The 23,755-nt window shown below is 69.8% G+C and carries 21 protein-coding genes and 1 pseudogene; 10 read left to right on the top strand and 12 right to left on the bottom strand.

The features are described 5' to 3' along the window. The first annotated feature begins 77 nt into the window (after nt 1-77). The 4 genes from JOF29_RS29000 (at nt 78) to JOF29_RS28985 (ending at nt 6,834) form a co-directional block, all read left to right on the top strand. Nucleotides 78-860, top strand: a complete 783-nt coding sequence (locus JOF29_RS29000; protein WP_209697578.1) for a Rossmann-fold NAD(P)-binding domain-containing protein — start codon at nt 78-80, stop codon at nt 858-860. 64 nt (nt 861-924) lie between these two features. Further along, nucleotides 925-4,866, top strand: coding sequence for a Pls/PosA family non-ribosomal peptide synthetase (locus JOF29_RS28995; RefSeq protein ID WP_209697577.1), 3,942 nt, complete (start codon nt 925-927; stop codon nt 4,864-4,866). A gap of 14 nt (nt 4,867-4,880) precedes the next feature. Next, nucleotides 4,881-6,164: a M1 family metallopeptidase gene (locus JOF29_RS28990; RefSeq protein WP_307863751.1), complete on the top strand. Its 1,284-nt coding sequence runs from the start codon at nt 4,881-4,883 to the stop codon at nt 6,162-6,164. Nucleotides 6,165-6,168: 4 nt separating this feature from the next. Continuing rightward, a complete protein-coding gene (locus tag JOF29_RS28985) occupies nt 6,169-6,834 on the top strand; it encodes a hypothetical protein (RefSeq protein WP_209697575.1) in 666 nt (221 codons plus the stop codon). Between the two features lie 76 nt (nt 6,835-6,910). Here the strand turns inward: JOF29_RS28985 and ispF are convergent, their stop codons facing one another. The 3 genes from ispF to JOF29_RS28970 are packed head-to-tail and all read right to left on the bottom strand — an operon-like array spanning nt 6,911 to nt 8,574. Next, entirely contained in the window at nt 6,911-7,381 is a 471-nt protein-coding gene (gene ispF / locus JOF29_RS28980; protein WP_209697574.1) for a 2-C-methyl-D-erythritol 2,4-cyclodiphosphate synthase, read from the bottom strand. Continuing rightward, nucleotides 7,378-8,076 (bottom strand): 2-C-methyl-D-erythritol 4-phosphate cytidylyltransferase, encoded by a 699-nt coding sequence (gene ispD, locus JOF29_RS28975; protein WP_209697573.1) that lies wholly within the window; start codon nt 8,074-8,076, stop codon nt 7,378-7,380. The genes ispF and ispD overlap by 4 nt, the downstream gene beginning before the upstream one ends. 12 nt (nt 8,077-8,088) lie before the next feature. Further along, the gene (locus tag JOF29_RS28970) at nt 8,089-8,574 is read right to left on the bottom strand and encodes a CarD family transcriptional regulator (protein WP_130446326.1); all 486 of its coding nucleotides are present in this window, start codon (nt 8,572-8,574) and stop codon (nt 8,089-8,091) included. 298 nt (nt 8,575-8,872) lie between these two features. On the opposite strand from JOF29_RS28970, the gene JOF29_RS28965 reads away from it, so the two are divergent. Continuing rightward, nucleotides 8,873-9,571, top strand: coding sequence for a hypothetical protein (locus JOF29_RS28965; RefSeq protein WP_209697572.1), 699 nt, complete (start codon nt 8,873-8,875; stop codon nt 9,569-9,571). Between the two features lie 236 nt (nt 9,572-9,807). Here the strand turns inward: JOF29_RS28965 and JOF29_RS28960 are convergent, their stop codons facing one another. The 3 genes from JOF29_RS28960 to JOF29_RS28950 all read right to left on the bottom strand — a co-directional run bounded on the left by JOF29_RS28960 (nt 9,808) and on the right by JOF29_RS28950 (nt 12,796). Next, nucleotides 9,808-10,827, bottom strand: coding sequence for an iron-siderophore ABC transporter substrate-binding protein (locus JOF29_RS28960; protein ID WP_209697571.1), 1,020 nt, complete (start codon nt 10,825-10,827; stop codon nt 9,808-9,810). 80 nt (nt 10,828-10,907) lie between these two features. Next, complete coding sequence (locus JOF29_RS28955) at nt 10,908-11,585, bottom strand: winged helix-turn-helix domain-containing protein (protein WP_141858161.1); 678 nt, start codon at nt 11,583-11,585, stop codon at nt 10,908-10,910. After that, the gene (locus JOF29_RS28950; RefSeq protein WP_209697570.1) at nt 11,582-12,796 is read right to left on the bottom strand and encodes a sensor histidine kinase; all 1,215 of its coding nucleotides are present in this window, start codon (nt 12,794-12,796) and stop codon (nt 11,582-11,584) included. The genes JOF29_RS28955 and JOF29_RS28950 overlap by 4 nt, the downstream gene beginning before the upstream one ends. Nucleotides 12,797-12,992: 196 nt before the next feature. Here JOF29_RS28950 and phoU point away from each other — a divergent pair, with 196 nt between their 5' ends. Further along, nucleotides 12,993-13,703 (top strand): phosphate signaling complex protein PhoU, encoded by a 711-nt coding sequence (gene phoU, locus JOF29_RS28945; RefSeq protein ID WP_209697569.1) that lies wholly within the window; start codon nt 12,993-12,995, stop codon nt 13,701-13,703. 56 nt (nt 13,704-13,759) lie between these two features. Here the strand turns inward: phoU and JOF29_RS28940 are convergent, their stop codons facing one another. Then, on the bottom strand, nt 13,760-15,769 hold the full coding sequence (locus JOF29_RS28940; protein WP_209697568.1) for a hypothetical protein: 2,010 nt from the start codon (nt 15,767-15,769) through the stop codon (nt 13,760-13,762). A gap of 314 nt (nt 15,770-16,083) precedes the next feature. Between JOF29_RS28940 and JOF29_RS28935 the strand changes: the two genes are divergently transcribed. After that, nucleotides 16,084-16,332 (top strand): hypothetical protein, encoded by a 249-nt coding sequence (locus JOF29_RS28935; RefSeq protein WP_209697567.1) that lies wholly within the window; start codon nt 16,084-16,086, stop codon nt 16,330-16,332. Between the two features lie 132 nt (nt 16,333-16,464). Here JOF29_RS28935 and JOF29_RS28930 read toward each other — a convergent pair whose 3' ends face one another. From JOF29_RS28930 to JOF29_RS28915, 4 genes and pseudogenes are all read right to left on the bottom strand, one after another. After that, nucleotides 16,465-17,211, bottom strand: a complete 747-nt coding sequence (locus tag JOF29_RS28930) for a phosphoglyceromutase (protein ID WP_209697566.1) — start codon at nt 17,209-17,211, stop codon at nt 16,465-16,467. A 10-nt stretch (nt 17,212-17,221) separates the two neighbouring features. Further along, a complete protein-coding gene (locus JOF29_RS28925; RefSeq protein WP_209697565.1) occupies nt 17,222-17,710 on the bottom strand; it encodes a type III secretion system chaperone family protein in 489 nt (162 codons plus the stop codon). Next, nucleotides 17,707-18,892 (bottom strand): annotated as a pseudogene (gene mshA / locus JOF29_RS28920) (D-inositol-3-phosphate glycosyltransferase). Before mshA ends, JOF29_RS28925 begins: the two are co-directional and overlap by 4 nt. A gap of 100 nt (nt 18,893-18,992) precedes the next feature. Further along, nucleotides 18,993-19,862 carry a helix-turn-helix transcriptional regulator gene (locus JOF29_RS28915; RefSeq protein ID WP_209697564.1) on the bottom strand — a complete coding sequence of 290 codons (870 nt, stop codon included), beginning with the start codon at nt 19,860-19,862 and terminating at the stop codon, nt 18,993-18,995. A 103-nt stretch (nt 19,863-19,965) separates the two neighbouring features. Here JOF29_RS28915 and JOF29_RS28910 point away from each other — a divergent pair, with 103 nt between their 5' ends. Next, nucleotides 19,966-20,709: an SDR family oxidoreductase gene (locus tag JOF29_RS28910; protein ID WP_209697563.1), complete on the top strand. Its 744-nt coding sequence runs from the start codon at nt 19,966-19,968 to the stop codon at nt 20,707-20,709. Here the strand turns inward: JOF29_RS28910 and JOF29_RS28905 are convergent. Then, complete coding sequence (locus JOF29_RS28905) at nt 20,681-21,907, bottom strand: metal-dependent hydrolase family protein (RefSeq protein WP_209697562.1); 1,227 nt, start codon at nt 21,905-21,907, stop codon at nt 20,681-20,683. The genes JOF29_RS28910 and JOF29_RS28905 overlap by 29 nt on opposite strands. 93 nt (nt 21,908-22,000) lie before the next feature. Here JOF29_RS28905 and JOF29_RS28900 point away from each other — a divergent pair, with 93 nt between their 5' ends. Both JOF29_RS28900 and JOF29_RS28895 read left to right on the top strand, forming a co-directional pair. Then, nucleotides 22,001-22,996, top strand: coding sequence for a hypothetical protein (locus JOF29_RS28900; protein ID WP_209697561.1), 996 nt, complete (start codon nt 22,001-22,003; stop codon nt 22,994-22,996). Then, entirely contained in the window at nt 22,993-23,733 is a 741-nt protein-coding gene (locus JOF29_RS28895; protein ID WP_209697560.1) for an SDR family NAD(P)-dependent oxidoreductase, read from the top strand. Before JOF29_RS28900 ends, JOF29_RS28895 begins: the two co-directional genes overlap by 4 nt. The last annotated feature ends 22 nt before the right edge of the window (nt 23,734-23,755 follow it).

Below are 23,755 nucleotides of genomic sequence, written 5' to 3'. Positions count from 1 at the left end.
CGACGGTAGACGATCACAAAGGTATCCGCGACGCACGCCCATGGATCGTCTGCCCCGCGAGCAGTTGGCTGGACTCCATGGACACCTTCCTGATCCTCGGCGGCACCGGCACCACCGGCCGCCGTATCGCCGACCGCCTCCGCGCGGGCGGCCACGACGTCCGTACGGCGGCCCGCACCGGCGCCGACGTACGACTCGACCTTGACGACCCCACCACCTGGCACCTCGACGGCATCGCGGCCGCGTACCTGATGGAACCCACCATCCGCCCCGGCGGCCGACTCGCCCGGTTCACCGAAGCGGCGCTTGCGGCCGGCGTACGGCGTCTCGTCCTGCTGTCGGCGTCCCGCGCGTCGGACGCCGGCCATCCACTGCACACCGCCGAGCAGGCAGTGCGCGACGCCGACGAGTGGACGATCCTGCACCCCAACTGGTTCGCGCAGAACTTCAGCGAAGGCCCGTGGCGCGCCGCGGTCCGGACCGGCCGCCTCGCGCTCCCGGCCGGCAACGGACGGACCGCGTTCGTCGACGCCGACGACATCGCCGACGTCGCGGTCGCCGCGCTCACCACGTCCGGCCATCACGGCCGCACCTACGAGCTGACGGGCCCCGAGGCGATCACGTTCGCCGAGGCCGCCGCACACCTCGAGGACGCCGGACACCGCGTCGAGTACGTCGCGATCGACTCGGCGACGTACGTCGAAGAACAAGTCGCCCAAGGTGTTCCGCGATCCGGAGCGGAACTGCTCGCCGCGATTCTCGGAGGGCTCGACGGCCGGCCTACGACCGACCTACAACGAGCGCTCGACCGTCCCGCCCGGTCCTTCAGGACCTTTGTCCGCAACGCAGACTGGGGTTGATGGACACACCCACGTGTTTGCTTCGGGTTATCGAACTGGTAACCGAGCGGCGTATTATCCGCCCGTGACGTTGCGACGCGGGGAGTTGGCGACGGCCGCGCGGACGTTGGTGGATGTTCTCGAGGAGACGGCCAACAGGTACGCCGACGAGCCGGCGCTGGACGACGGCAGCGTCAGCCTCAGCTACCGCGAGCTGCTGGTGCAGACCGGCAGGTTCGCGGCCCGGCTGACCGCGGCCGGGATCGGCCCGGGCGACCGGGTCGGGATCCGGATCTCGTCCGGCCACAACGACCTGTACGTCGCGATCCTCGGCACCCTGCAGGCCGGTGCGGCGTACGTACCGGTCGACGCCGACGACCCGGAGGAACGCGCCGAGCTGGTCTTCGGCGAGGCCGACGTCGCCGCGACGGTCGGCGACGACCTGACGCTCATGCCGACCCGCCCGCAGCCGGACCCGATCGACAACGACGCGGCCAACGGCGCCTTCGACTACCCGTACTCCGCGCGAATGGATTCCTCGAGCAGGACGGAGGCCAAGGGCAGCGGCCCGGAGCCGACCGACGACGCGTGGATCATCTTCACCTCGGGCTCGACCGGCGTACCGAAAGGCGTCGCGGTCACGCACCGCTCGGCCGCCGCGTTCGTGGACGCCGAGGCCCGGCTGTTCCTGCAGGACGAGCCGATCGGCCCGGACGACCGCGTCCTCGCCGGCCTGTCCGTCGCGTTCGACGCGTCCTGCGAGGAGATGTGGCTGGCCTGGCGGCACGGCGCCTGCCTGGTCCCGGCGCCGAGAAGCCTGGTCCGGACCGGCATGGACCTCGGCCCGTGGTTGGTTGCCCAAGGCATCACTGTGGTCTCCACCGTGCCGACCCTTGCGGCACTCTGGCCGGGCGACGCGCTGGACCAGGTCCGGCTGCTGATCTTCGGCGGCGAGGCCTGCCCGCCGGAGCTGGCCGAGCGGCTCGCGGTCGAGGGTCGCGAGGTGTGGAACACGTACGGCCCGACCGAGGCCACCGTGGTCGCGTGCGCCGCGCTGCTCACCGGCGAAGGCCCGGTCCGGATCGGCCTCCCGCTGGACGGCTGGGACCTCGCGGTAGTAGATGCCTCAGGCAACGAAGTGGCCGACGGGGAGATCGGCGAGCTGATCATCGGCGGCGTCGGCCTGGCCCGGTACCTGGACCCGGTCAAGGACGCCGAGAAGTTCGCGCCGATGCCGACGCTGGGCTGGGAGCGCGCGTACCGCAGCGGCGACCTGGTGCGGTCGGACCCGCTGGGCCTGCTGTTCCAGGGCCGCGCCGACGAGCAGGTCAAGCTCGGCGGCCGCCGGATCGAGCTCGGCGAGGTCGACGCCGCCCTCCAGGCCCTGCCGGGGGTCAGCGGCGCCGCGGCCGCCGTACGGAACAGCGCCGCCGGTAACCAGCTCCTCGTCGGGTACGTCGTACCGGACGACCCGGCCGCGTTCGACAACGCGAAGGCCACCGAGCGACTGCGGGAGGCGCTGCCCGCTGCGCTCGTACCGCTGCTCGCGATCGTCGACACGCTGCCGACCCGGACGTCCGGCAAGGTCGACCGGAACGCCCTGCCCTGGCCGCTGCCCGGGATGGACAGCGACGGCCCGCCGGCAGAGCTGAGCGGTACGGCGGGCTGGCTGGCCGAGCGCTGGACCCAGGTCCTCGGCGCCAAGGTCACCGGCCCCGACAACGACTTCTTCCTGCACGGCGGCGGCAGTCTCGCCGCGGCGCAGCTGGTATCCGTGCTGCGGGAACGGTTTCCCGAGGTCACGGTCGGCGACATCTACGAGTACCCGCGGCTCGGCGCGCTCGCGGAGCGGCTCGACGACTTCCAGCCCTCGGCGCAGGAGCCCGTCGAGCTGCGCGAGATCCGGCCGACGCCGCGCGGCACGCAGCTCCTGCAGACGGCGCTGACCCTGATCCTGCAGACCGTCGTCGGCGTCCGTTGGCTGGTCTACCTGTTCACGCTGAACAACCTGCTCGCCGCGCTGATCGACCCGCTGCCGTGGGCGCGGACCGTGTCCTGGTGGTGGATCCTGGCCGGCTGGCTGATCCTGATCAGCCCGGCGGGCCGGATGAGCATCGCGGTCGTCGGCGCCCGGATTCTCTTGAAGGGCCTCAAACCCGGTACCTATCCGAGAGGTGGCACCGTCCACGTCCGGCTGTGGGCCGCGGAGAACCTGGCCGACGCGGCCGGCGCCGCCAACCTAGCGGGCGCGCCCTGGATCACGTACTACGCCCGCGCGCTCGGCGCGAAGATCGGCCGCGGCGTCGACCTGCACACGCTCCCGCCGATCACCGGCATGCTCACGATGGGCCGCGGCGCCTCGATCGAGCCCGAGGTCGACCTGGCCGGCTACTGGACCGACGGCGACCAGTTGCACGTCGGGCGGGTGGCGGTCGGCGCCGACGCGGTCATCGGATCCCGCAGTACCTTGCTCCCCGGCGCCGAGATCGGCCGGGCCGCCGAGATCATGGCCGGATCGGCCGTCTCCGGCAAGGTCCCCGACAACGAGCGCTGGTCCGGCTCCCCCGCAGCCCGGCTCGGTCGCGCGCGGCACCCGTGGCCCGACCACCGTCCCAACCGGGCACCCTGGTGGGTCGCGGCGTACGGCGCGCAGTCCGCGGTCATGTCCCTGGTCCCGGTGGCCGGGGCCGCGGCGGCGTTCGCCGTACTCGGTCGTGCGCTGCGCGGTACGTCGAGCCTGCAGGAGGCGGCGCTGCACGCGCTGGGCGCCGTCCCGCTGATGACAGTGGTCGGCTTCGCGACGATCGCGGTGCTCACGCTGATCGGTGTCCGGCTGCTCGGCATCGGCATCAAGCCAGGTCACTACCCGGTCCGCAGCCGGATCGGCTGGCAGGTCTGGGCGACCGAGCGTCTCCTGGACTCCGCCCGTACGCTGCTCTTCCCGCTGTACGCGAGCCTGCTGACGCCGTGGTGGCTGCGGGCGCTCGGCGCCAAGATCGGCCGCGACGTCGAGGCCTCGACGGTGCTGCTGCTGCCGAAGATGACCACGGTCGGTGAGGGTGCGTTCCTGGCCGACGACACGATGATCGCGTCGTACGAGCTGGGCGGGGGCTGGCTGCACGTGGCCGGCGCGAAGGTCGGCAAGCGCGCGTTCCTCGGCAACTCCGGGATGACGGCGCCGGGTCGGAGCGTCCCGAAGAACGGCCTGGTCGCGGTGCTGTCCGCGGCGCCGAAGAAGTCCAAGGCAGGTACGTCGTGGCTCGGCTCGCCGCCGGTGAAGCTCCGTCGGCAGGCCGTCTCGGGTGACCAGAGCCGCACCTACAACCCGCCGTACAAGCTCAAGGTCTTGAGGGCCTTGGTCGAGCTGTGCCGGTTCGTGCCGATGATGTGCACGGTGCTGATCGGGCTCGGCGTGCTGTTCGGGCTGCAGACGCTGGACATCTGGCTCGGCCCGTGGCTCGCCGTGCTGCTCTCCGGTGCGGTGATCCTGGCCGCCGGCGCGGTCGCGGGCGGGATGGCGACGGTGGCGAAATGGCTGATCGTCGGCCGCACCCGCGCGGTCGAGTACCCGCTGTGGAGCTCGTTCGTGTGGCGCAACGAGGTGGTCGACAGCTTCGTCGAACTGGTCGCCGCGCCGTGGTTCGCGAACGCCGCCGCCGGTACGCCGGTGCTCAATCTCTGGCTGCGGTCACTCGGAGCGAAGATCGGCAAGGGCGTCTGGTGCGAGACGTACTGGTTGCCGGAGGCGGACCTGGTCACCCTGGGCGACGGCGCCACGGTGAATCGCGGTTGTGTGCTGCAGACGCACCTTTTTCATGATCGAGTTCTCTCCATGAACACAGTCACCTTCGGGCCCGGGGCGACCCTCGGGCCGCACGGCATCGTCCTTCCGGCTGCCACGATCGGCGCGGGCGCTACCATCGGCCCGGTGTCTCTCGTGATGCGTGGTGAAGGCGTGCCTGCGGGTACGCGGTGGGCGGGAAACCCCATTGCACCCTGGCAGCACAGCGGACCCTGGCAGGGCTGATGGGTGACCCGTATGTGCCCACTCACGGAAACCCGGGCTACAAGGTCGAGTCGTACGACCTGGAGCTGGACTATCGGGTCAGCAGCAACCGGTTGAGCGGAAAGGCGACGATCACCGCGTTCGCCACCGAGCCGCTGACCCGGTTCAGCCTCGACCTGTCCGGCCTCCGGGCGTCGAAGGTGTCGGTGAACGGCCGCCGCTCGCAGCGCTTCACCCAGCGCGCCGGCAAGCTCTACATCACCGCGAGCATCCCGGACGGCGCCGAGTTCTCGATCGACATCCAGTACGGCGGGAATCCGAAGCCCGAGGACAGCCCGTGGGGCGAGCTCGGCTGGGAGGAACTCACCGAGGGCGTCATCGTCGCCAGCCAGCCGAGCGGCGCGGCCACCTGGTTCCCGTGCAACGACCACCCCGGCGACAAGGCGCACTACCGCATCTCGATCACCACCGACTCGCCGTACCAGGTGGTCGCGAACGGGCGGCTGGTGTCCCGTCGGGTGAAGGCCAGCCGGACGACGTGGGTGTTCGACCAGGCGGCGCCGATGGCGACGTACCTCGCGACCGTGCAGATCGGGCGGTACGACGAGGTCGACCTGGCCGCGTCCCCGGTGACCATCCGGGGGGTGCTGCCGGGCGGGCACATTCGCCAGTTCCGGCACGACTTCGGGCGCCAGCAGGACATGATGAAGCTGTTCTGCCGGCTGTTCGGGCCGTACCCGTTCGGCGGATACACGGTCGTGGTGACGGATGACCCGCTCGAGATTCCGCTGGAGGCGCAGGGCATCTCGGTGTTCGGCAGCAACCATGTGGACGGGCGGCGCGGCTCCGAACGGCTGGTCGCACACGAATTGGCGCACCAGTGGTTCGGCAACAGCCTGACCCCGTCGAGCTGGCAGCACATCTGGCTGAACGAGGGCTTCGCCTGTTACGCCGAGTGGTTGTGGTCGGAGGAGTCCGGCGGCCCGACCGCCGACCAGCAGGTCGCGAAGGCCCACACCCGGTTGAAGGGCCTGCCGCAGGACTTACTGCTGTCGGACCCCGGACCGGAGCTGATGTTCGACGACCGGCTCTACAAGCGCGGCGCGATCACCCTGCACGTACTGCGGAAACACCTGGGCGACCAGGCGTTCTTCGAGCTGCTCCGGACCTGGACGAAGACGCACCGGCACGGGTCCGTGAGTACGGCGGAGTTCATCGCACTGGCGACGACCTTCAGCCCCGACGAGGACGCGCTGCGGCGCCTGCTGGCCTCCTGGCTGGATGCGTGCGCTTTGCCATCACTGCCTCGGAGGCGTTGACCGGATGAGTATCGGGTGGGAGTTCTTCGGCGGCACCGCGCTGGTCCTGCTGATCATCGTCGTGGCAGGCCGCCGGCTCCGCCGCCCGGGCTCGCCGAAGGGACCGACCTGGCGCAACATCGCGATCGGCGCGGTGCTGTTCGTGCTGGCCGGCGGGCTGTACACGCTGCCGCCGCACAACATCATCTTCGCGGTGCTCGCGATGCTGGCCGGCTGCGGGTTCTTCGTGATCGGCATCGCGACGCTGGGCGGCGGCTACTTCGGGTACCTCGGTGCGGCGGCGGCCGGGATGGCGGCGGTGCCGTGGATGATGACGCCGACGCCGCTGCTGCTGTCGCACGTCGGCCGGACCGTGACCTGCAAGGTCCGCGGCTACGACGGTACCGGGGTCAAGTCGTTCACCGCGGACTGCCCGGACGGTCACAGCCATGACCTGAGCAGCGGCGACTACCGGCACTTCCCGAACGGTCAGGTCCAGCTGATCGTCGATCCGAACAACGTGCTGCCGGCGCAGTTCGCCGGGCCGCTGCACGTCACCACCAAGGTCGTCTCGAGCGTCCTCCTGCTGCTCGGGGCCTCGGGCATCATCGTGGCCGCGGCCATCAACAACCGGCGGATGCGTGGCGAAGTGCCGCATGTCGCCAACCCCAGATTCAGCTCGGGGCCTTAGCCACCTCGACGGCTGCTTTCACGAAGGGCGACGCCGGTCCACCAGGTCGCGGCCGCCAGGGCGGGTGGGGCGGCAGTCAGTAGATGAGGGCGGTGGCGAGGGCCGCGATGCCTTCGCCTCGGCCGGTGAGGCCCAGGCCGTCGGTGGTGGTGGCGCTGACCGACACCTCGGCGTCGCAGGCGGCGCTGAGGGCCTTTTCGGCCTCCTCGCGGCGGGCGGCGAAGCGGGGGCGGTTGGCAATCACCTGGACCGACACGTTCCCGATCTCGAAGCCTGCAGCGCGGACCCGGCGCGCGGCCTCGGCCAGCAGCGCGGCACCGGAGGCGCCGGCCCATTCCGGTTCCGACGTACCGAAGTTCGAGCCGAGGTCGCCGAGCCGGGCGGCGCTCAGCAGCGCGTCGCAGATCGCATGCGCGGCAACGTCCCCGTCGGAATGCCCCGACGGACCCGACGTCTCCTCGGGCCAGTGCAACCCGGCCAGCCACATCGGGCGGCCGGCCTCCAACGGATGTACGTCGACGCCGCTGCCGACGCGCGGCACCTTCACGACAGCCGCCTCTCCGCGAGCAGCGCCTCCGCGAGCAGCAGGTCCTGCGGTCGCGTCACCTTGAACGCGTCCGGCGACCCCTCGACCGTCTGCACGATGACCCCCATCCGCTCACACATCATCGCGTCATCGGTCACCCCGGCATCGGCCCCGGCCGCATGCGCACGCCGAAGCACCTCGGGCGCGAACCCCTGCGGCGTCTGTACGGCGACCAGCGTCGACCGGTCGGGTGTGTCGACGACCTCGCCGCCCGGACCGACCACCTTGATCGTGTCGGTCACCGGCACCACAGGTACGACGGCCTGGGCGCCGCCGCGGACCGCCGCGACCACCCGCTCGATCGCGTCCGCCGGAACGAACGCCCGGGCCGCGTCATGTACCAGGATGCAGTCGATCCCGTCGACCGGCAGCACGTCCAGCGCCGCCCGCACCGAATCGGGCCGCTCGGCACCACCGGCGACCACCAGCAGCCGCGCGTCACCGACGTACGGCGCCAGCTCCTTGCCGACCGTCTCCTCGGAACCGGGCGGCACCGCGACCACGAAACAGACGAGGTCGGCGGCGGACGCTGCCTTCAGGCCACGCACCGCGTGGACCAGCAGCGAATCGCCACCGACCTCTCGAAACGCCTTCGGTGTCTCACCACCGAGCCGCAGGCCCAACCCGGCCGCGGGAATCACGACCGCGCTGCTCATGCGACTCTTGCGTTAGGAAGCGAGGACCTCGTCGAGGATGGCCTCGGCCTTGTCCTCGTTGGTGTGCTCGGCCAGGGCCAGCTCGGAGACGAGGATCTGGCGAGCCTTCGCCAGCATCCGCTTCTCACCGGCGGACAGACCGCGGTCACGCTCGCGGCGCCACAGGTCGCGGACGACCTCTGCCACCTTCAGCACGTCACCGGAGTGCAGCTTCTCCAGGTTCGCCTTGTAACGACGCGACCAGTTGGTCGGCTCCTCCGTGTGCGGTGCGCGCAGCACGTCGAAGACGCGCTCCAGGCCAGCCTGATCCACGACGTCACGCACGCCGACGAGATCGAGGTTGCACGCGGGGACCCGGACGACCAGGTCGTTCTGAGCGACGATCCTCAAGACCAGATAGGTCTTGTCCTCACCTTTGATCTGACGGGTCTCGATGTCCTCGATGACGGCCGCTCCGTGATTGGGGTAAACAACCGTCTCGCCGACTGTGAAAGTCATGTGTGAAGTGCCCCTTTCCGAGATCTATCCTACCACGTGCCGCGTGGTCCGGTCGGGGCGTTTGCGCTGGTCAGGGCCCACTTCCCGCCTTGACAAACGATCTCCGGCATGCCTCGTGCGCGCGGGTGCCGTTGCCTCGGACATCGGTGCTGAGGATCCCGGCGTCCGGCCCGCGACGACCGAGGGCTACGCTTTGGGGCGCCGGAGGCCGCTGCCTGACGGTGTCCACGGTAGTTCCACAGTTGTCCGCACACCTTGCCGGCCCAGTGCCGAATCAGCTTGCACGAGAGGGATTCCAGTGCCGATCACGTTGTCCTCGCGGTTCGCCCGGCGCGCCGCGCTGGTGGGTGCCGCCGCCACTCTCAGTCTCGCGCTGGGGGCGTGCAGCGCGAGCTTCGATGCGCCGACCCTGCAGCCGTACCAGGCCGCCGAGGGGACGAGCGTCGACAGCGGTCAGATCAAGCTCCGCAACCTGCTGGTGCTGGCTGACGCGGCCGGCAAGGGCGAGCTGCACGGCGTGATCGTGAACGACGGCACCGAGCCCGACACCCTGGTCGGGATCGCGCAGGCCCCGGCCGGCACCCAGGACGGCCAGGACGGCAGCTGGCAGGCCGGCCAGGTCACCTTTACCGGTCTCAAGGCCCCGGTCGCCCTGCAGCCGGGCACCGCGCTCCTGCTGGCCGGCACCACCGCCGCCGAGGCCTCCGCCACCGGCACCGCGACGCCCGCCACCCCGGCCACTCCCGGTACCTCGGCGACCCCCGGCAAGTCGGCGACGCCTGGTACGTCGGCTACTCCGGCGGGCCCGACCGAGACCCCGACGGCGCCGACCCCGGGCGCCGAGGACAGTGGTCCGGCGATCGTCGTCACCGGCGCGAAGCCGGGCCAGATGGTCAACGTGACCATCACCTTCGGTACGGCGGCACCGGTCTCCGCGTACGTTCCGGTCCTCACCGACGACCACTACTCCCCGACCCCGCCACCGGCCGGCCAGTAACGCTTCGCGCCGCCGTCCCCAGTAACACCCGGCCTGCGGCAGCCGCTCCACCCGGTACCTGCTCGCGACTGCGTGGGAGCGGGAGACACGCGTGGGCGACGGACTGGCGGATCACGTTCACGGGCGTCCGCCCATTTCAGGGGTTAACCCCTCGCCGTGTCCCTTCCCTACCCGCATGCGGCATGCGAAGGGGCCGTTTCGGGGGTTAACCCCCGAAACGGCCCCTTGCGCTCAGCTCAGTTCTTGCTTGCCGAGGCTGCCTTGGACAGGCCCGGGACGACCTTGCCGAGCACCCAAGGGACGCTCAGTACGCTGACCGCGCTCATGCCGGAGATCACCTGCTGGTCCTGCAACGGGTACGCGCCGCCGCTCCTGACCGCCTTCAGCGTCGAGTAGACCGGGTCGGACAGGAACTTCTGCGGCCCGATCCCGTCGACGTACGCGATCAGCACGTCGGCGTCCACGTCCGCGACCTTCTCCTTGCTGATCGTCATCGAGAACTCCTTCTTGGAGTTGGTCTTCTCCAGCGCCTCGACGCCGGGCGCGTTCTTGAAGCCCATCTCGTTCAGGATCTGCACCCGTGGGTCGCCGGGCATGTAGATGTAGTTCTCCGCGCCGAACGAGCCGACCGTGATGGTCTTGTCCTTGAACTCCGGGTGCTCGGCCGCGACGTGCTTGATCTTGTCCTGGATCCCGGTGATCAGCTTCACCGCGTCGGCCTTCTTGCCGAGCGCCTCCCCGACCAGCAGCGTCTGGTCCTGCCAGGTGGTCTGCCACGGCGCCCCCGGATACGCGACGGTCGGCGCGATGTCGCTCAGCGTCTTGTACGTCGCCGCGTCGAACCCCTCGTACGGCGCGAGGATGACGTCCGGGTTCAGCGCGGCGATCTTCTCGAACGGGTACTTGTCACCGGTGTCGAGCAGCGTCGTCTTCGACTTGTCGAACTTCTCCGCGTCCCACGCGGTGACGCCGTCGGTGGTCTGCCCGTAGGTGACCTTCGGAATCCCGACCGGGGTCTCGCCGAGCGCGTAGACCACGTCCTGGGCGTTCCAGCCGAGCGTGACGATCCGCTCCGGCTTCTTCGTGATGGTCGTCTCGCCGAACGTGTTCTTCAGCGTGACCGGGAACCCGGAAGACGCCGTACCGGCCGAACTGCCGGCCGCCTTGCCGTCGCCGTTGCCGCAGGCGGCCAGCGAGGTCGTGGCGAGCAGCGCAGTGGTGACCACGCTGACGACCTTGGTACGGGACCAGGACATGAGTGACTCTCCTTAGCTTGCCTAAACTAAGGAGAGCCTAAGCTAACCCGACAGGTCGTCGCGACCCGCGGGGGTGTGACTCAGGACTCGAACTTGTAACCGAGGCCACGCACGGTGACCAGGTGCTGCGGGTTCGACGGGTCCTTCTCGAGCTTGGAGCGCAGCCGCTTCACGTGCACGTCCAGGGTCTTGGTGTCGCCCACGTAGTCGGCACCCCAGATCCGGTCGATCAGCTGGCCGCGGGTCAGCACCCGCCCGGTGTTCCGGAGCAGCATCTCGAGCAGCTCGAACTCCTTGAGCGGGAGCCGGATCTCGGTGCCGCCGACCGTCACCACGTGCCGCTCGACGTCCATCCGTACCGGCCCTGCCTCGAGGGTGTCCGGCAGCAGCTCGACGTCCTGGCCACGACGCAGTACGGCGCGCACGCGGGCCAGCAGCTCGCGCGGGCTGTACGGCTTGGTCACGTAGTCGTCCGCGCCGAGCTCGAGCCCGACGACCTTGTCGACCTCGGTGTCCTTGGCGCTCACGATGATCACCGGGACGTTGCCCCGGCTGCGCAGCGCCCGGCAGACCTCGGTGCCGGACAGGCCCGGCAGCATCAGGTCGAGCAGGACGATGTCCGCACCGGCGCGGTCGTACTCGTCCAGCGCGTCCGGCCCGGTCTCCGCGACGGCGACCTCGAAACCTTCCTTGCGCAGTACGTACGACAGCGCATCGCTGTAGCTCTCTTCGTCTTCGACGACCAGCACTCGGGTCACGAAGCTGTCTCCTTTGTCTTTTCCGACGGGGTAGGCGTCAGGATTGTGGCCGTCTCGGCCTGGCTGGACGAGTCGGTCTGGCCCGGCGCGGGTTCGAACCGCAACGGGAGTCTCACGGTGAAGGTGGAGCCCTGGCCCTCGACACTCCAGACCCGGACGTCGCCGCCGTGGATGGAGGCGATGTGCTTCACGATCGAGAGGCCGAGCCCGGTCCCGCCGGTCTCCCGGCTGCGGGCCCGGTCGACCCGGTAGAAGCGCTCGAAGATCCGTTCCAGGTCGCTGCTCGGGATCCCGACGCCCTGGTCGGACACGGTCACCTCGACCAGGTCGCCGATCGGGTGCGCGGCGACCGCGACCCGGGTGCCGTCCGGGCTGTAGTTGATGGCGTTCTCGACCAGGTTGCCGATCGCCATCGCCAGCTGGTCCGCACTGCCCAGCACCTCGAGCTCGGGCTCGGTCTTCACCACGATCTTGATGTCCCGGTCCTCGGCGTCGATCCGGCAGCGGTCCACCGCGGTCTCGATGATCGAGTTGATGTCCACCGGGCCCGGGTTCTCCAGTGGGTCGTCGCCCTGCAGCCGGGACAGCTCGATGATCTCCTTGACCAGCTGGCTCAGCCGGGACGCCTCGATCCGCATCCGGTCCGAGAACCGCTGCACCGCCTCCGGGTCGTCGGAAGCCTCCGAGACCGCGTCGGCGAGCAGGATCAGCGCGCCGACCGGCGTCTTCAGCTCGTGGCTGATGTTCACGGTGAAGTCCCGCCGGATCGCCTCCAGGCGGCGCTCCCGGGTCCGGTCCTCGACCAGCACCAGGACCAGCTGGCTGCCCAGCGGCGCCACCCGGGCACTGACGTACTGCGTGGCGCCGAGCCGGCCGCGGACGATCTCCAGGTCCTGCTGACGGATCTCCCCGTCCCGGCGGACCTGGCGGACCATCGTCAGGATGTCGTCGACGACCAGCCGCTCACCGCGGACGATGCCGAGCACGTGCGCCGGGGCGCTGGCCTGCAGGACCTGGTCCTCTGGGCCCATCACGACCGCCGAGGACCGCAGTACCGACAGCACCGTGGCGACGCCGTTCGGGACGATCGGCTCCGGGCTCTCCGGGATCTTGCGCTGGGCCCGCTCGGACAGCATCATCGCTCCGAGCGAAAGCAGGGCCAGGGCCGCGCCGATGACGCCGCCCAGCACCGCAGCCAGCGTGGGGTCCACGGCAACGATGCTACGCGGGCAACCAGCAGGGAAAGACCGAATGAGCACCGGATGACCGGGACACGACTCAACTGTTCATCGGTCGTTCACCACTCGTCGCCGTCCGGCAACCTCGACGGCATACAGTCACCGGCGGGCGGGTACCGTGCGAGTGCGCCGCCGCGGCACCGGACACCACAGATCGGATTCGAACACCATGCGTGACAGCTACCACGAGCAGCTCGACGACATCCTCGCCGAGCTGGAGCGGATGACGCGGACGGTGTCCACCGCCGTACGCCGCTCGACGGCCGCCCTGCTGGAGGCCGACATCCGCAAGGCCGAGGAGGTCATCGCGGCCGACATCCAGCTCGATGCCGCCGGTGAGGGCGTGGAGGAGAAGGTCTTCGAGCTGATGGCGCGGCAGTCGCCGGTCGCCAACGAGCTCCGGATGCTGGTCGCCGCGCTCCGGATGGTCGCCGACCTGGAGCGGATGGGCGACCTGGCCGCGCACGTGTCGAAGATCGCCCGGATGCGCTACCCGGCGCCCGCGATCCCGACCGAGCTGCACGACGTGATCGAGGAGATGGGCTCGGTGGCCGGCAAGATGGTCGACGCCGCCGGCGACGTGATCGCGTCCCGCGACGTCGAAGCGGCCGGCCGGCTCGAGGCCACCGACGACGAGATGGACAAGCTGCGCTCCAACCAGTTCCGGCTGATGATGGACGCGGACTGGCCGCACGGCGTCGAGGTCGCCGTCGACATGGCGCTGCTCAGCCGGTACTACGAGCGCATCTCCGACCACGCGGTCGCGATGGCCCGCCGGGTCGTGTACCTGGTCACCGGCGAGCTCCCGGTCGCCGTCGGCGGCACCGCGGCCGGCTCCGGCGCGGGCGCCTCGGCCCCGAACCCGAACGGCAACGACTGATCGCTCGACGCAGGCAGGCGCCCCCGGCAGTTGGTTGCCGGGGGCGCCTGTTTCGTTCAGCGGGCGATGTCGATCGCTGCTTTCAGCGGCCCGCCGGCAGTCAGTGACCAGGCCGACCGGTTCTCGAACCCGGGGTTGTGGATGTCCAGGTTGATGCCCTCCACGTGGTCGAAGCCGACGACCACGCCGGGGCTGGTGACCGCCTGCTTGGTGCAGATCCCGAACTGGATCGACACCGACGGCTTGCCCTGCACGAAGTCGGTCACGTCGATCCCGCCCTGGTGGTCGGACCCGTTCAGGTAGAACCACGGCCAGTAGTCACCCGCGTCGCGGTCCCACACCAGCTGCCCGTCGATCCGCAACTGCTTGAAGATCTCGCCGAACCGCGCCTGCTCCGGATCCGCGTGCCAGAAGGACAGCTCGTACCGCGGCTGACCGGCCTTCACCCGCACCTGCTGAGTCGCGGTGGCGCAGGTGTTCGCCGGCACCGGCCCGTTCGGCACCGTGAACGCCAGCCGGCCGTTGCCGTACATCGCCCGGTTGTTCGGACCGATCCGTACGGCGTTCCCGCGCGGCCCCTGCACCGGTACGAACGACTGGCCGCGGTACCCGGCGTACGCCGTACCGATCGCGTCGAAGATCCGCGCCGGCCGGTCGATCGAGTAGATGTCGATGTACGGCTGCATGGTCGGGTAGTTGCGGGACAGCTCCCAGTCCCGGTTCTGCTCGAAGCCGCCGTTGCGTACGACGACCCCGCGGCCGGAGACGTCGTCGATGCTCCAGTCCAGCGGCCACCAGCCGACCCCGCGCTGGTCGAACAGCCGGAACGTGACCTTGGCGGAGGTCTTGCCCTGCAGCGCCGCGGTCAGGTCGACCGTCGTGGTGATCCAGGTCTCCTTCGGGTCGTCCTCGACATCGCTCTGCCAGACCACCTGGTCGTCGACCAGCACCTGCTTGAACTGGTACCCGCGCAGCCCGCCCACGTCCGGATCCCGGTGCCTGAACGTGATCGAGCGCGATCCGTTGCCGGAGACAACCATCTGCTGGGAGGCGGCGGCGTAGCTCCCGTCGACGGTGGCCGTGAAGTTGCCGACGCTGAGGCTCAGCCGGCCGTTCCCGCTGTACCCCCAGTAGTCCCAGCTCGGCTGCTGGAGATCGGTCCGCAGCGGGGCGCCGTACGCGATGATTCCGTCGAGCCGCCCGTCGGTGAGGTACGGGGTGGCGCGGCGCAGGACGTCCGCGACGTACCGCTCGTCCGGGTGGATCATGCCGTCGAGGAACCTCCCGGTGTAGGCGAGTAGTACCAGGTTGAGGCCGGCGGGACGCAGTACATCGAGGGACGAGTCCAGGCGGGGTTCGAGCCAGGTGGGGTCGATCGAGTTGTTGATGTAGCCCGTGTACGGGAAGATCACGCCGTCCAGGGCGCCCTTGATCCTGTCGGCGGTGGCGGGGGTGATGTCCCAGGAGTAGAGGGTCACGTACCACTTGAGGTGCGGGTTCACCGCGTTCATCGCGGCGCGGACCTGGCCGAGGTAGTCCTTGGTGAACAGGCTCCCGTTGGGGCCGGCCAGGAAGTCGTCGATGGCCCACGACTTGAGGTTCGGGTAGGTCAGCGAGAGCTTGGCGATCTCGGTCGCCCAGCGGACGTAGTCGGTGTCGAACGGCCGCGAGCACCGCCCGTCGAGATGCCGCGCGGAGTTGCGGAAACACTCCGACGGCGGTACGAGGTACACCATGACGTCGATGCCCGCGCGGGCCGCCGCCGGCGCGAACTCCAGCCGCAGGTCGTCCCAGTCGGTGGCCTTGTCCCAGATGCCGAACGTGTACATCGTCGCGTGCATCTGCTGCAGCCGGTGAATGGTCGCCGGCGTATCGATATGCCGAAACCCGTCCGCCCGCGGGGCGGTCTCCCGGATCTTGGCCTCAACGGTGTTCCCGCCCTCCATCGCGGACAGGAACGGCTCGAACGGCTTGGGTATGTCGCCCGGCGGACCCGCCGCAGCCCGCGGCACGGCTCCCGGGATCAGCAACAACGCAACCAGCAGAATCCAGACACGACGCATCATTCCGTCCTCCAGAGCGGTGGAATACGGATATCTTCGGCATTCTGAAACTATCTCCCGTAAATAAGAGATTAGAACCGCTTCGCCGCCTCAGCAAGACCTCACCCCGAATGCCACACCTCCGGCTGGCGAACAGCTGCAGTGCTGTGGAAGGACGAGTGCTGGTTGCTGTGCTCGTCCGGGCAATGCGTACCGATGTCCAGCCGGAGGCGCCGCGCGCAGTCGGGCGGCCCTTCCGCGTGTCCGGGGTCGGTCAGTTGTTCACAGATTTGGGGTGGGGGCGCCTGGGGTTGTCGGTCGCGGATATGTTCACCGGCATGAACGACCAGTCCGAGACCGACCGGCTGACCAACGTCGACTTGTCAGGCATGAGCGGGCCTGAGCTCGTCGCGCACCTCGACGCGGTGGAGCAGCACCTGAGAAGGCTGCGCAGGACCGAACTCGCTCTCCTGGAGGCCAGTCCTGGGATCGTCGGACAGCGGCCAGAGCTCCAGGCGCGGCTCGACCATCTGCGCGGCCTGGATCTCGAGGACCTCACCTTTGACGACCCGCCGTCGAGGACCTGACGGACTCCCAGTCACGCAGCGGTCGTACGCGGCGAAAACGACCGCGTCGAACAGGTCGCGCACGGCACACCCCGCGAAGCCGGCAATAGGCAGCCGCGCCGGGGGTGTGTTGTCTCGGCGCGGCTGGCTGTTTTACCGGCCCTGGTTCTTGACAGCTTCGATGGCTTCCTTGGCGGCGGTGGGGTCGAGGTATTCGCCGCCGGGGGTTAGCGGCTTGAAGTTGTCGTCGAGTTCGTAGAAGAGGGGGATGCCGGTCGGGATGTTCAGGCCGACGACGGTCTTCTCGTCGAGGTTGTCGAGGTGCTTGACGAGGGCGCGGAGGCTGTTGCCGTGGGCGGTGACGAGTACGGTCTTGCCGGCCCGGAGGTCGGGGACGATCGCGTCGTACCAGTACGGGAGCATCCGCTCGACGACGTCCTTCAGGCACTCGGTGCTCGGCAGCAGCTCCGGCGGGAGGCCGGCGTAGCGCGGGTCGCCGGCCTGGTCGTACTCGGAGCCGCGCTCGATGGCCGGCGGCGGGGTGTCGTAGGACCGCCGGAACAGCATGAACTGCTCCTCGCCGAGCTCTTCCAGGGTCTGCTTCTTGTCCTTGCCCTGCAGGCCGCCGTAGTGCCGCTCGTTGAGACGCCAGGAGCGACGTACGTCGATCCACTGGCGCTCGGCGACCTCGAGGGCGATGTTCGCGGTCCGGATCGCGCGGCGCAGTACCGAGGTGTGCAGTACGTCGGGCAGCAGGTCGCGGTCGCGGAGCAGCTCGCCACCGCGCTGCGCCTCCTCGACACCCTGCGCGTTCAGGTCGACGTCGACCCAGCCGGTGAAGAGGTTCTTGGCGTTCCAGTCGCTGTGGCCGTGGCGGAGCAGGATCAGACGATAGGTCATGCCTCGGAGTCTATCGAGGCTCCAGCCAGCCCTTGAAAGCGTCCAGGTTTCGAGTCGACTCGCCACGGGACACGCGCCATTCGTACTCGCGCCGGATCGAGGTGGCGAACCCGAGCTCGAGGATCGTGTTGAACGACGTGTCGGCGTACTCCAGCACCGCCCCGAGCAGCCGGTCCACCTCACTGGGCGTGATCGCGTGCAGCGGCACCCGCCCGTCCAGGTGGATGTCGCCCAGGTGATCCACCGCGAAGGCGACGCCGTACATCTTCAGGTTCCGCTCCAGCAGCCACTGGTACACGGCCGCGTGGTTCTCGTCCGGGTGCCGTGCCACGAAGGCATGCACATGCACCGCCTGCAGGCCCACGGTCAGCGTGACCGTGGTCTTGAGCTTCCGCTCGCCCGGCAGGTCCGCGGCGAACGCGCCCGGCTCCCCCTCGGTGAACTCGAGCTCGTTCTCGGTCAGCACCTGGCGGATCACGTCCGCCGCAGAAACTCTCACCCGGCTACCTCCGCAGCGATCATTGTCCGCGCCGCGGTCCGGTACGCCGCCAGCGTTTTCCGTGCGGTCAGTTCCCAGCCGAAGTCCCGTGCGTGCGCGACCGCCGCGCGGCCCATGCTCTCGCGGACGGCCGGATCCGTCGCGATCCGCGCCAGCGCGTCGGCGAAGTCGTCGACGCCGTGCCCGCGGACCAGGTACCCGGTCCGCCCGTCGAGTACCGCCGTACTCAGGCCGCCGACCGCCGCCGCGACCACCGGCGTACCGCATGCCTGCGCCTCCAGCGCGACCAGCCCGAAGGACTCCGAGTACGACGGAACGCACACGACCGACGCCGCCCGGTACCAGGCAACCAGCCGCGCCCGCTCCATCGGCTTCACGAATCGCGTCACGTCGTCGATCCCCAGCGCCCGCGCCAGCTCCGCGTGCGACTCGGGGTGCTCAATCCCGTTCCCGGACGGCCCGCCGATGATCGCGACCACCAGCCGCGAGCGCAGCCCCGGGTCCCGGTCGAGCATCCGCGCCGCGGCCCGGATCAGCAGGTCGGGCGCCTTCAACGGCTGGATCCGCCCGACGAACGCCAGTACGACGGCATCCTCCGGCAACCCCACCTCCCGCCGCGCTGCCGCCTGCGACCCCGGGCTGAACAGCTCCAGGTCCACGCCCGGATTCACCACCTCGACCTTCGCGGGCTGAGCGCCGTACAGCTCGATCAACTCCCGCGCTTCGTCGTCGGTGTTCGCGAGCAGCCGGTCCGCGGCCTCGACGACCTGCTCCTCGCCGAGTAGCCGCGCGGGCGGCTCCGGTACGTCGTCCTCGGCCAGGCTGGCGTTCTTCACCTTGGCCATCGTGTGCATGGTGTGTACCAGTGGGACCGCCCAACGATCACGGGCGAGCAGGCCGACCTGGCCGGACAACCAGTAGTGCGAGTGGATCACGTCGTACCAGCCGGGCTCGTGGATCGCCTCGGCGCGCAGCACCGCGCGGGCGAACGTACACAGCTGGGCGGGCAGCTCGTTCTTCGTCAGGCCCTCGTACGGGCCGGCGGCAACGTTGCGGACCGTCACGCCGGGCAGCAGTTCCACGCGGGGCCGGCAGCACCGATGCGGTCGCCCGGGTGAAGACGTCGACCTCGATCCCGAGCCCGGCCAGCTGCTTCGACAGCTCCACGACGTACACGTTCATCCCGCCCGCGTCCCCGGTACCGGGCTGGTCGAGCGGTGACGTGTGCAGGCTGATCATCGCGACCCGCCGGATCGGACGGTCGGGGGTTTCGGTCACCTGGTCAGGGTATCTCCGGGACTTCCACAGGGAGACCCGCGTCCGCAGCGGTCCAGCTGGCCAGCAGCCGCAGGTTCTGCTCGGAGGTGGAGCCCGGCTCGACCGTGTACGTCACCAGCAACTGGTCCGGCTCGCCCGGCGGCTGCAGCGTCTCGTATCCCACGGTGATGTCGCCAACCAGCGCGTGGTGCTGCGTCTTCGTGCCGAACGTCTTGTCCTTCACGTCGTGCCGAGCCCAGTGTTCCCGGAACTCCGGGCTGCGGATCGAGAGCTCCCCGACCAGCTCGGTCAGCTCGGGATCGTCGGGGTAGCGGCCCGCGTACATCCGCAGGTAGCCGACGGTCTCGTCGGCTACCGCCGCCCACTCCGGGTAGAAGTCGCGCGATGCCGGGTCGAGGAACACCAGCCGCGGGATGTTGCGGTCCTTGTGGTCCAGGCTGTCGAAGTCGGCGATCAGCGCGGCCGCGAGCCGGTTCCAGCCGAGGACGTCCATCCGGCGGCCGAGCACGAACGCGGGCACGTCCGGCATCGAGTCGAGCAGCCGCTGCATCCCCGGTCGCAGGCGCTGCGGCGGACGACGCCGCGGAGTACGGCGTACAGGTTTCGCCAGCAGAGCCAGGTGGCTCCGCTCGTCGTCGGTCAGCTTGAGTACGTCGGCGACCGCGTCCAGGATCTCCTGCGAGACGTTGTCGGCCCGGCCCTGCTCGAACCGGACGTAGTAGTCGGCGCTGACGCCCGCGGCCTGCGCGAGCTCCTCGCGGCGCAGGCCGGGCACCCGGCGGCGCCCGCTGTACACCTTGATGCCGAGCTCCTCCGGCTGCACGCGGGCCCGCCGGGACTTGAGGAACTCGGTCAGCTCCGCACGACGATCCATGCCCTCCAGTATCCATACCGGCCGGATCCGCAACCTGGTCCTGCTAGAACCAGGCTCGACAGACACCTGGGTAAGCCGCGGCGACCGCCCCAGGATCGATGCCATGACCAACTTGAGCATTCGGAACGCAGTAGTCACCGGCGCCGCCAGCGGAATCGGCGCCGCGATCGCCACCCAGCTGGCCGAGGCCGGCGCCTCGGTCGCGCTGGTCGCCCGGCGCCAGGACCGCCTCGACGACCTGGCCGGCAAGCTCGGCGAGCGCACGTTCGGCGTCGGCCTCGACGTCACGCAGCAGGAGTCCGTCGACGCCGGAGTCGCACGGATCCACGAACGTCTCGGCACCGTCGACCTGGTGGTGAACGCGGCCGGCGTCATGCTGGCGGCCCCGATCGCCGACGGCCGGCTCGACGACTGGACCCGGATGATCGACACCAACGTCACCGGCGTTCTTCGGCTCGTCCACGCGTTCACGCCCGACCTGATCAAGGCAGCAGGCGAGGGACGTACGGCGGACCTGGTCAACATCTCGTCGATCGGCGCGCACGCGATCTTCCCCGGGTACGCCGTCTACGGCGCGACGAAGGCCGCCCTCACCCAGCTGTCGGCGGCCCTCCGCGCGGACCTCTCGCCGTACGACGTCCGCGTGACGAACGTCGAACCGGGCCTCACCGACACCGAACTCGCCACCCACCTGGACGCCCCCGGGCAGGAGCTGATCACCTCGATGAACGAGCAGATCGGCCCGTTGCACGCCGACGACATCGCCGACGTGGTCACGTTCGCGGTCAGCCGCCGCCGCGAGCTGAACCTCCGCCAGATCATCGCGCTGCCGACCCGCCAGGCGTGACGTCCTGCCCGGCGAGGTAGACAGCTGTTGGGGCGGCCAACGTACTGATGTCCGTCGTCGGATCCCCAGGTACGACGAGCAGGTCCGCGTCGGCGCCGGGGCGGATCCGGCCCTTCGGGACGTGCAGCGCGTCGGCCGCGGACGACGTACCGGTGATCAGGGCAGCAGTCGCGGGGATCCCGGCCTCGACGTACTCGGCGAGCGTTGCCGGGAGCAGGCCGTGCGGTTTCGCGGGACCGATCCCGCCGTCCGAGCCGGCCACGATCCGGACGCCGCCGTCGGACAACCGACGGACCGCCTGCTGAAGCGCAGCCGCACTGAGACCGGCCTTCGCGACCAGCTCCAGGATCTCGGGCGGCACCACGATCGACCGGTCCGAGCCGAGCGTCCCGCAGACGGCAATGCCCGTGAGACCCGCGATCAGCCCGTCGTCGATGACCACGCCGTCCGGCGTCAGGCAGGTGCAGTGCTCGATCCCGTCGACACCGGCTTCGATCGCCTGCCGTACGGCGGACAGCGCGTGGGCATGGGCGGTGATCGGGAGGCCGTGCGCGTGCGCCTCGTCGACCGCGGCCGCCAGCTCCTCGAGCGTGAACTGCGGACTCATCGTGTCGCTGCCGGGAGTCATGACGCCGCCGCTGGCCATGATCTTGACGACGTCGGCTCCGTTCGCGGCACGTTCCCGGACAGCGGCGCGGATCGCATCGGGGCCGGAGACCTCGCCGCCGAGGCCCCAGCAGTGTCCGCCTCTGCTGGTGATCGGCGTACCGGATGCGACGACCGTCGGTAACCCGCCCGGTGCTGTCGTGCGCCACTTGAGGACTGCGTCGTACGGGTCGCCGAGGTCGCGGACCGTGGTGACACCGGCCGCGAGGTGCAGCCGCAGAGACTGCTCGATGGTCGCGGCCAAGGCCCGCCTGGTCGCGGCGAGCCCGGCGGTCTGGGCGGCGATACGCAAGTTGGCGAGGCGGTCCAGTGCGCCAGGTCCGGCATCGGCGGTCAGGTGGACATGGGCGTCGATCAGCCCCGGAAGAATCGTGCACCCCGCCAGCTCCCGCACCTCTACACCCGCCGGCCCCACCCCGCCCTGCGGATCCTCCCGCGTCAGAGCGACAACCTTCCCGTCTTCGATCAGTACCAGGTTGCCGTCGACGATCCGCTCGCCGTCGAAGATTCGCTCCGCCCGCAACCCGATCATGCTTCGCAGTCTGCCTCAGGGTGGGTCTACCACCACCCCGGTTGGCGGATTCGCACCACTGCTTTACCGGCCGTCCGCCGAAAGCATGGAGACATGCGTACAGCCCTTGAAGAAGTCAAGTCCTGGCATCGCCCGTTGATGCTGATGGTGCTCGCCATGGCCGGTCTGGTCCTGACGTCCGGGGTCGGTCTCGCGGTCGACCACCGGGAGATCCTCAACGAGTCCGTGTGGCTCAAGCCGTTCAAGTTCGGCATCTCGTTCGTCCTGTACGGCGCGACGCTCGCGTGGCTGCTTTCCAAGCTGCGCAAGGCGAAACGCCTCGGCTGGTGGACCGGGACCGCGTTCGCGATCACCGGAATCGTCGACGTCGGGTTCATCGCCGTACAGGCCGCGCGCGGTACGTTCAGCCACTTCAACGCCACCGGCGACACCTTCAACCAGGTCGGGCAGCAGGTGTTCATGTCCGGCGTACTCGGGCTGTTCGGGGCGAGCCTGGTGGTGGCGATCATGCTGCTGTTCCAGCGGGTCGGCGACGCGCCGCTGAACCGGGCGATCCGGGCCGGTCTAGGACTGGCGGTCGCGGGGATGGCGCTCGCGTTCTACCTGGTCGGGGCGAACGGTCAGCGTACGGAGGTCAAGGACGCGTACGGTCACCCGGTGACGCTGGCCGGCAGCCACGGGATCGGCGTCGAGGCGGGTGGACCGGGGATGCCGCTGACGCACTGGAGCACGGTCGGCGGGGACCTGCGGATCCCGCACTTCGTCGGCCTGCACGCGATCCATTTCCTGCTGATCGTCCTGCTCGCGCTGCACTTCCTCGGCCGTCGGATGACCTGGCTGCAGCCGGAGCGGGTACGGGCGCGGCTCGTCGGCGTGGCTGCCTTCGCGTACACCGGTGTCATGGTGACCGTCGCGGTACAGGCTTTCCGCGGACAGTCGTTGATCCACCCCGACGGACAGACCCTCGGAATGTTCGGCGGGTTCATGGCGGTGAGCCTGACCGCGCTCGCCGGGGTCGTCGCGGCGGCCCGACGACCCGTGAGACTGCCTGTCGAGCGGGCCGAGGACTTTGAGAAGCTTGGTGTATGACTCGTCCTCTTGCGGTGGTGACCGGTGCTAGCAGCGGGATCGGGGCCGCGTCGGCGCGGTACCTGGCCCGCGAGGGATTCGAGGTGATCTGCGCCGCGCGGCGGCTCGACCGGATCGAGGCGCTGGCCAAGGAGATCGACGGCCGCGCGGTGCAGTGCGACGTCACGTCCGCCTCCGATGTGGCGGCGCTGACCGAGGCGGCCGGTTCCCAGCTGCAGGTGCTGGTGAACAACGCCGGCGGCGCGTTCGGGCTGGAGCCGGTGGCCGACGCCGACCTGGACGCCTGGCGGCGGATGTACGAGGTGAACGTGATCGCGGTCGCCGCCGTCACCAAGTCGTTGCTCCCGGCCCTCATCGCGGGCCGCGGCACGATCATCGTGATGGGCTCGACGGCCGGCCAGGTCGCGTACGAGGGCGGCGGCGGGTACGCCGCCGCCAAACACGGCGCGAGGGCCGTCGTCGACACGCTCCGCCTGGAGCTCTGGGACCAGCCGGTGCGGGTCACCGAGATCGCCCCCGGCATGGTCCAGAGCGAAGGCTTCGCGCTGACCCGCTTCAACGGCGACCAGTCCAAGGCCGACGCCGTGTACGCCGGCGTACGCGAACCGCTGACCGCCGACGACATCGCCGACATCGTCGCGTACGTCGCCACCCGCCCCGCCCACGTGAACCTCGACCGCATCACGGTTCGCCCCCGAGCCCAAGCCGCCCAGCACAAGGTCCACCGCGAGCCCTGATCCTGTACGTCCGAAGAAGTGC

The organism is Kribbella aluminosa (assembly GCF_017876295.1).
In the GTDB taxonomy this organism is placed as follows: domain Bacteria; phylum Actinomycetota; class Actinomycetes; order Propionibacteriales; family Kribbellaceae; genus Kribbella; species Kribbella aluminosa.
This window is presented reverse-complemented; position numbering and strand designations above follow the sequence as displayed.

Bases quoted from the DNA above. Each gene is read 5' to 3' on its own strand.
- JOF29_RS29000 (WP_209697578.1), top strand. From the start codon at position 78: ATGGACACCTTCCTGATCCTCGGCGGCACCGGCACCACCGGCCGCCGT.
- JOF29_RS28985 (WP_209697575.1), top strand. From the start codon at position 6,169: ATGAGTATCGGGTGGGAGTTCTTCGGCGGCACCGCGCTGGTCCTGCTG.
- ispD (WP_209697573.1), bottom strand. From the start codon at position 8,076: ATGAGCAGCGCGGTCGTGATTCCCGCGGCCGGGTTGGGCCTGCGGCTC.
- JOF29_RS28970 (WP_130446326.1), bottom strand. From the start codon at position 8,574: ATGACTTTCACAGTCGGCGAGACGGTTGTTTACCCCAATCACGGAGCG.
- JOF29_RS28960 (WP_209697571.1), bottom strand. From the start codon at position 10,827: ATGTCCTGGTCCCGTACCAAGGTCGTCAGCGTGGTCACCACTGCGCTG.
- phoU (WP_209697569.1), top strand. From the start codon at position 12,993: ATGCGTGACAGCTACCACGAGCAGCTCGACGACATCCTCGCCGAGCTG.
- JOF29_RS28940 (WP_209697568.1), bottom strand. From the start codon at position 15,769: ATGATGCGTCGTGTCTGGATTCTGCTGGTTGCGTTGTTGCTGATCCCG.
- JOF29_RS28935 (WP_209697567.1), top strand. From the start codon at position 16,084: ATGAACGACCAGTCCGAGACCGACCGGCTGACCAACGTCGACTTGTCA.
- JOF29_RS28930 (WP_209697566.1), bottom strand. From the start codon at position 17,211: ATGACCTATCGTCTGATCCTGCTCCGCCACGGCCACAGCGACTGGAAC.
- JOF29_RS28915 (WP_209697564.1), bottom strand. From the start codon at position 19,862: ATGGATCGTCGTGCGGAGCTGACCGAGTTCCTCAAGTCCCGGCGGGCC.
- JOF29_RS28910 (WP_209697563.1), top strand. From the start codon at position 19,966: ATGACCAACTTGAGCATTCGGAACGCAGTAGTCACCGGCGCCGCCAGC.
- JOF29_RS28905 (WP_209697562.1), bottom strand. From the start codon at position 21,907: ATGATCGGGTTGCGGGCGGAGCGAATCTTCGACGGCGAGCGGATCGTC.
- JOF29_RS28900 (WP_209697561.1), top strand. From the start codon at position 22,001: ATGCGTACAGCCCTTGAAGAAGTCAAGTCCTGGCATCGCCCGTTGATG.
- JOF29_RS28895 (WP_209697560.1), top strand. From the start codon at position 22,993: ATGACTCGTCCTCTTGCGGTGGTGACCGGTGCTAGCAGCGGGATCGGG.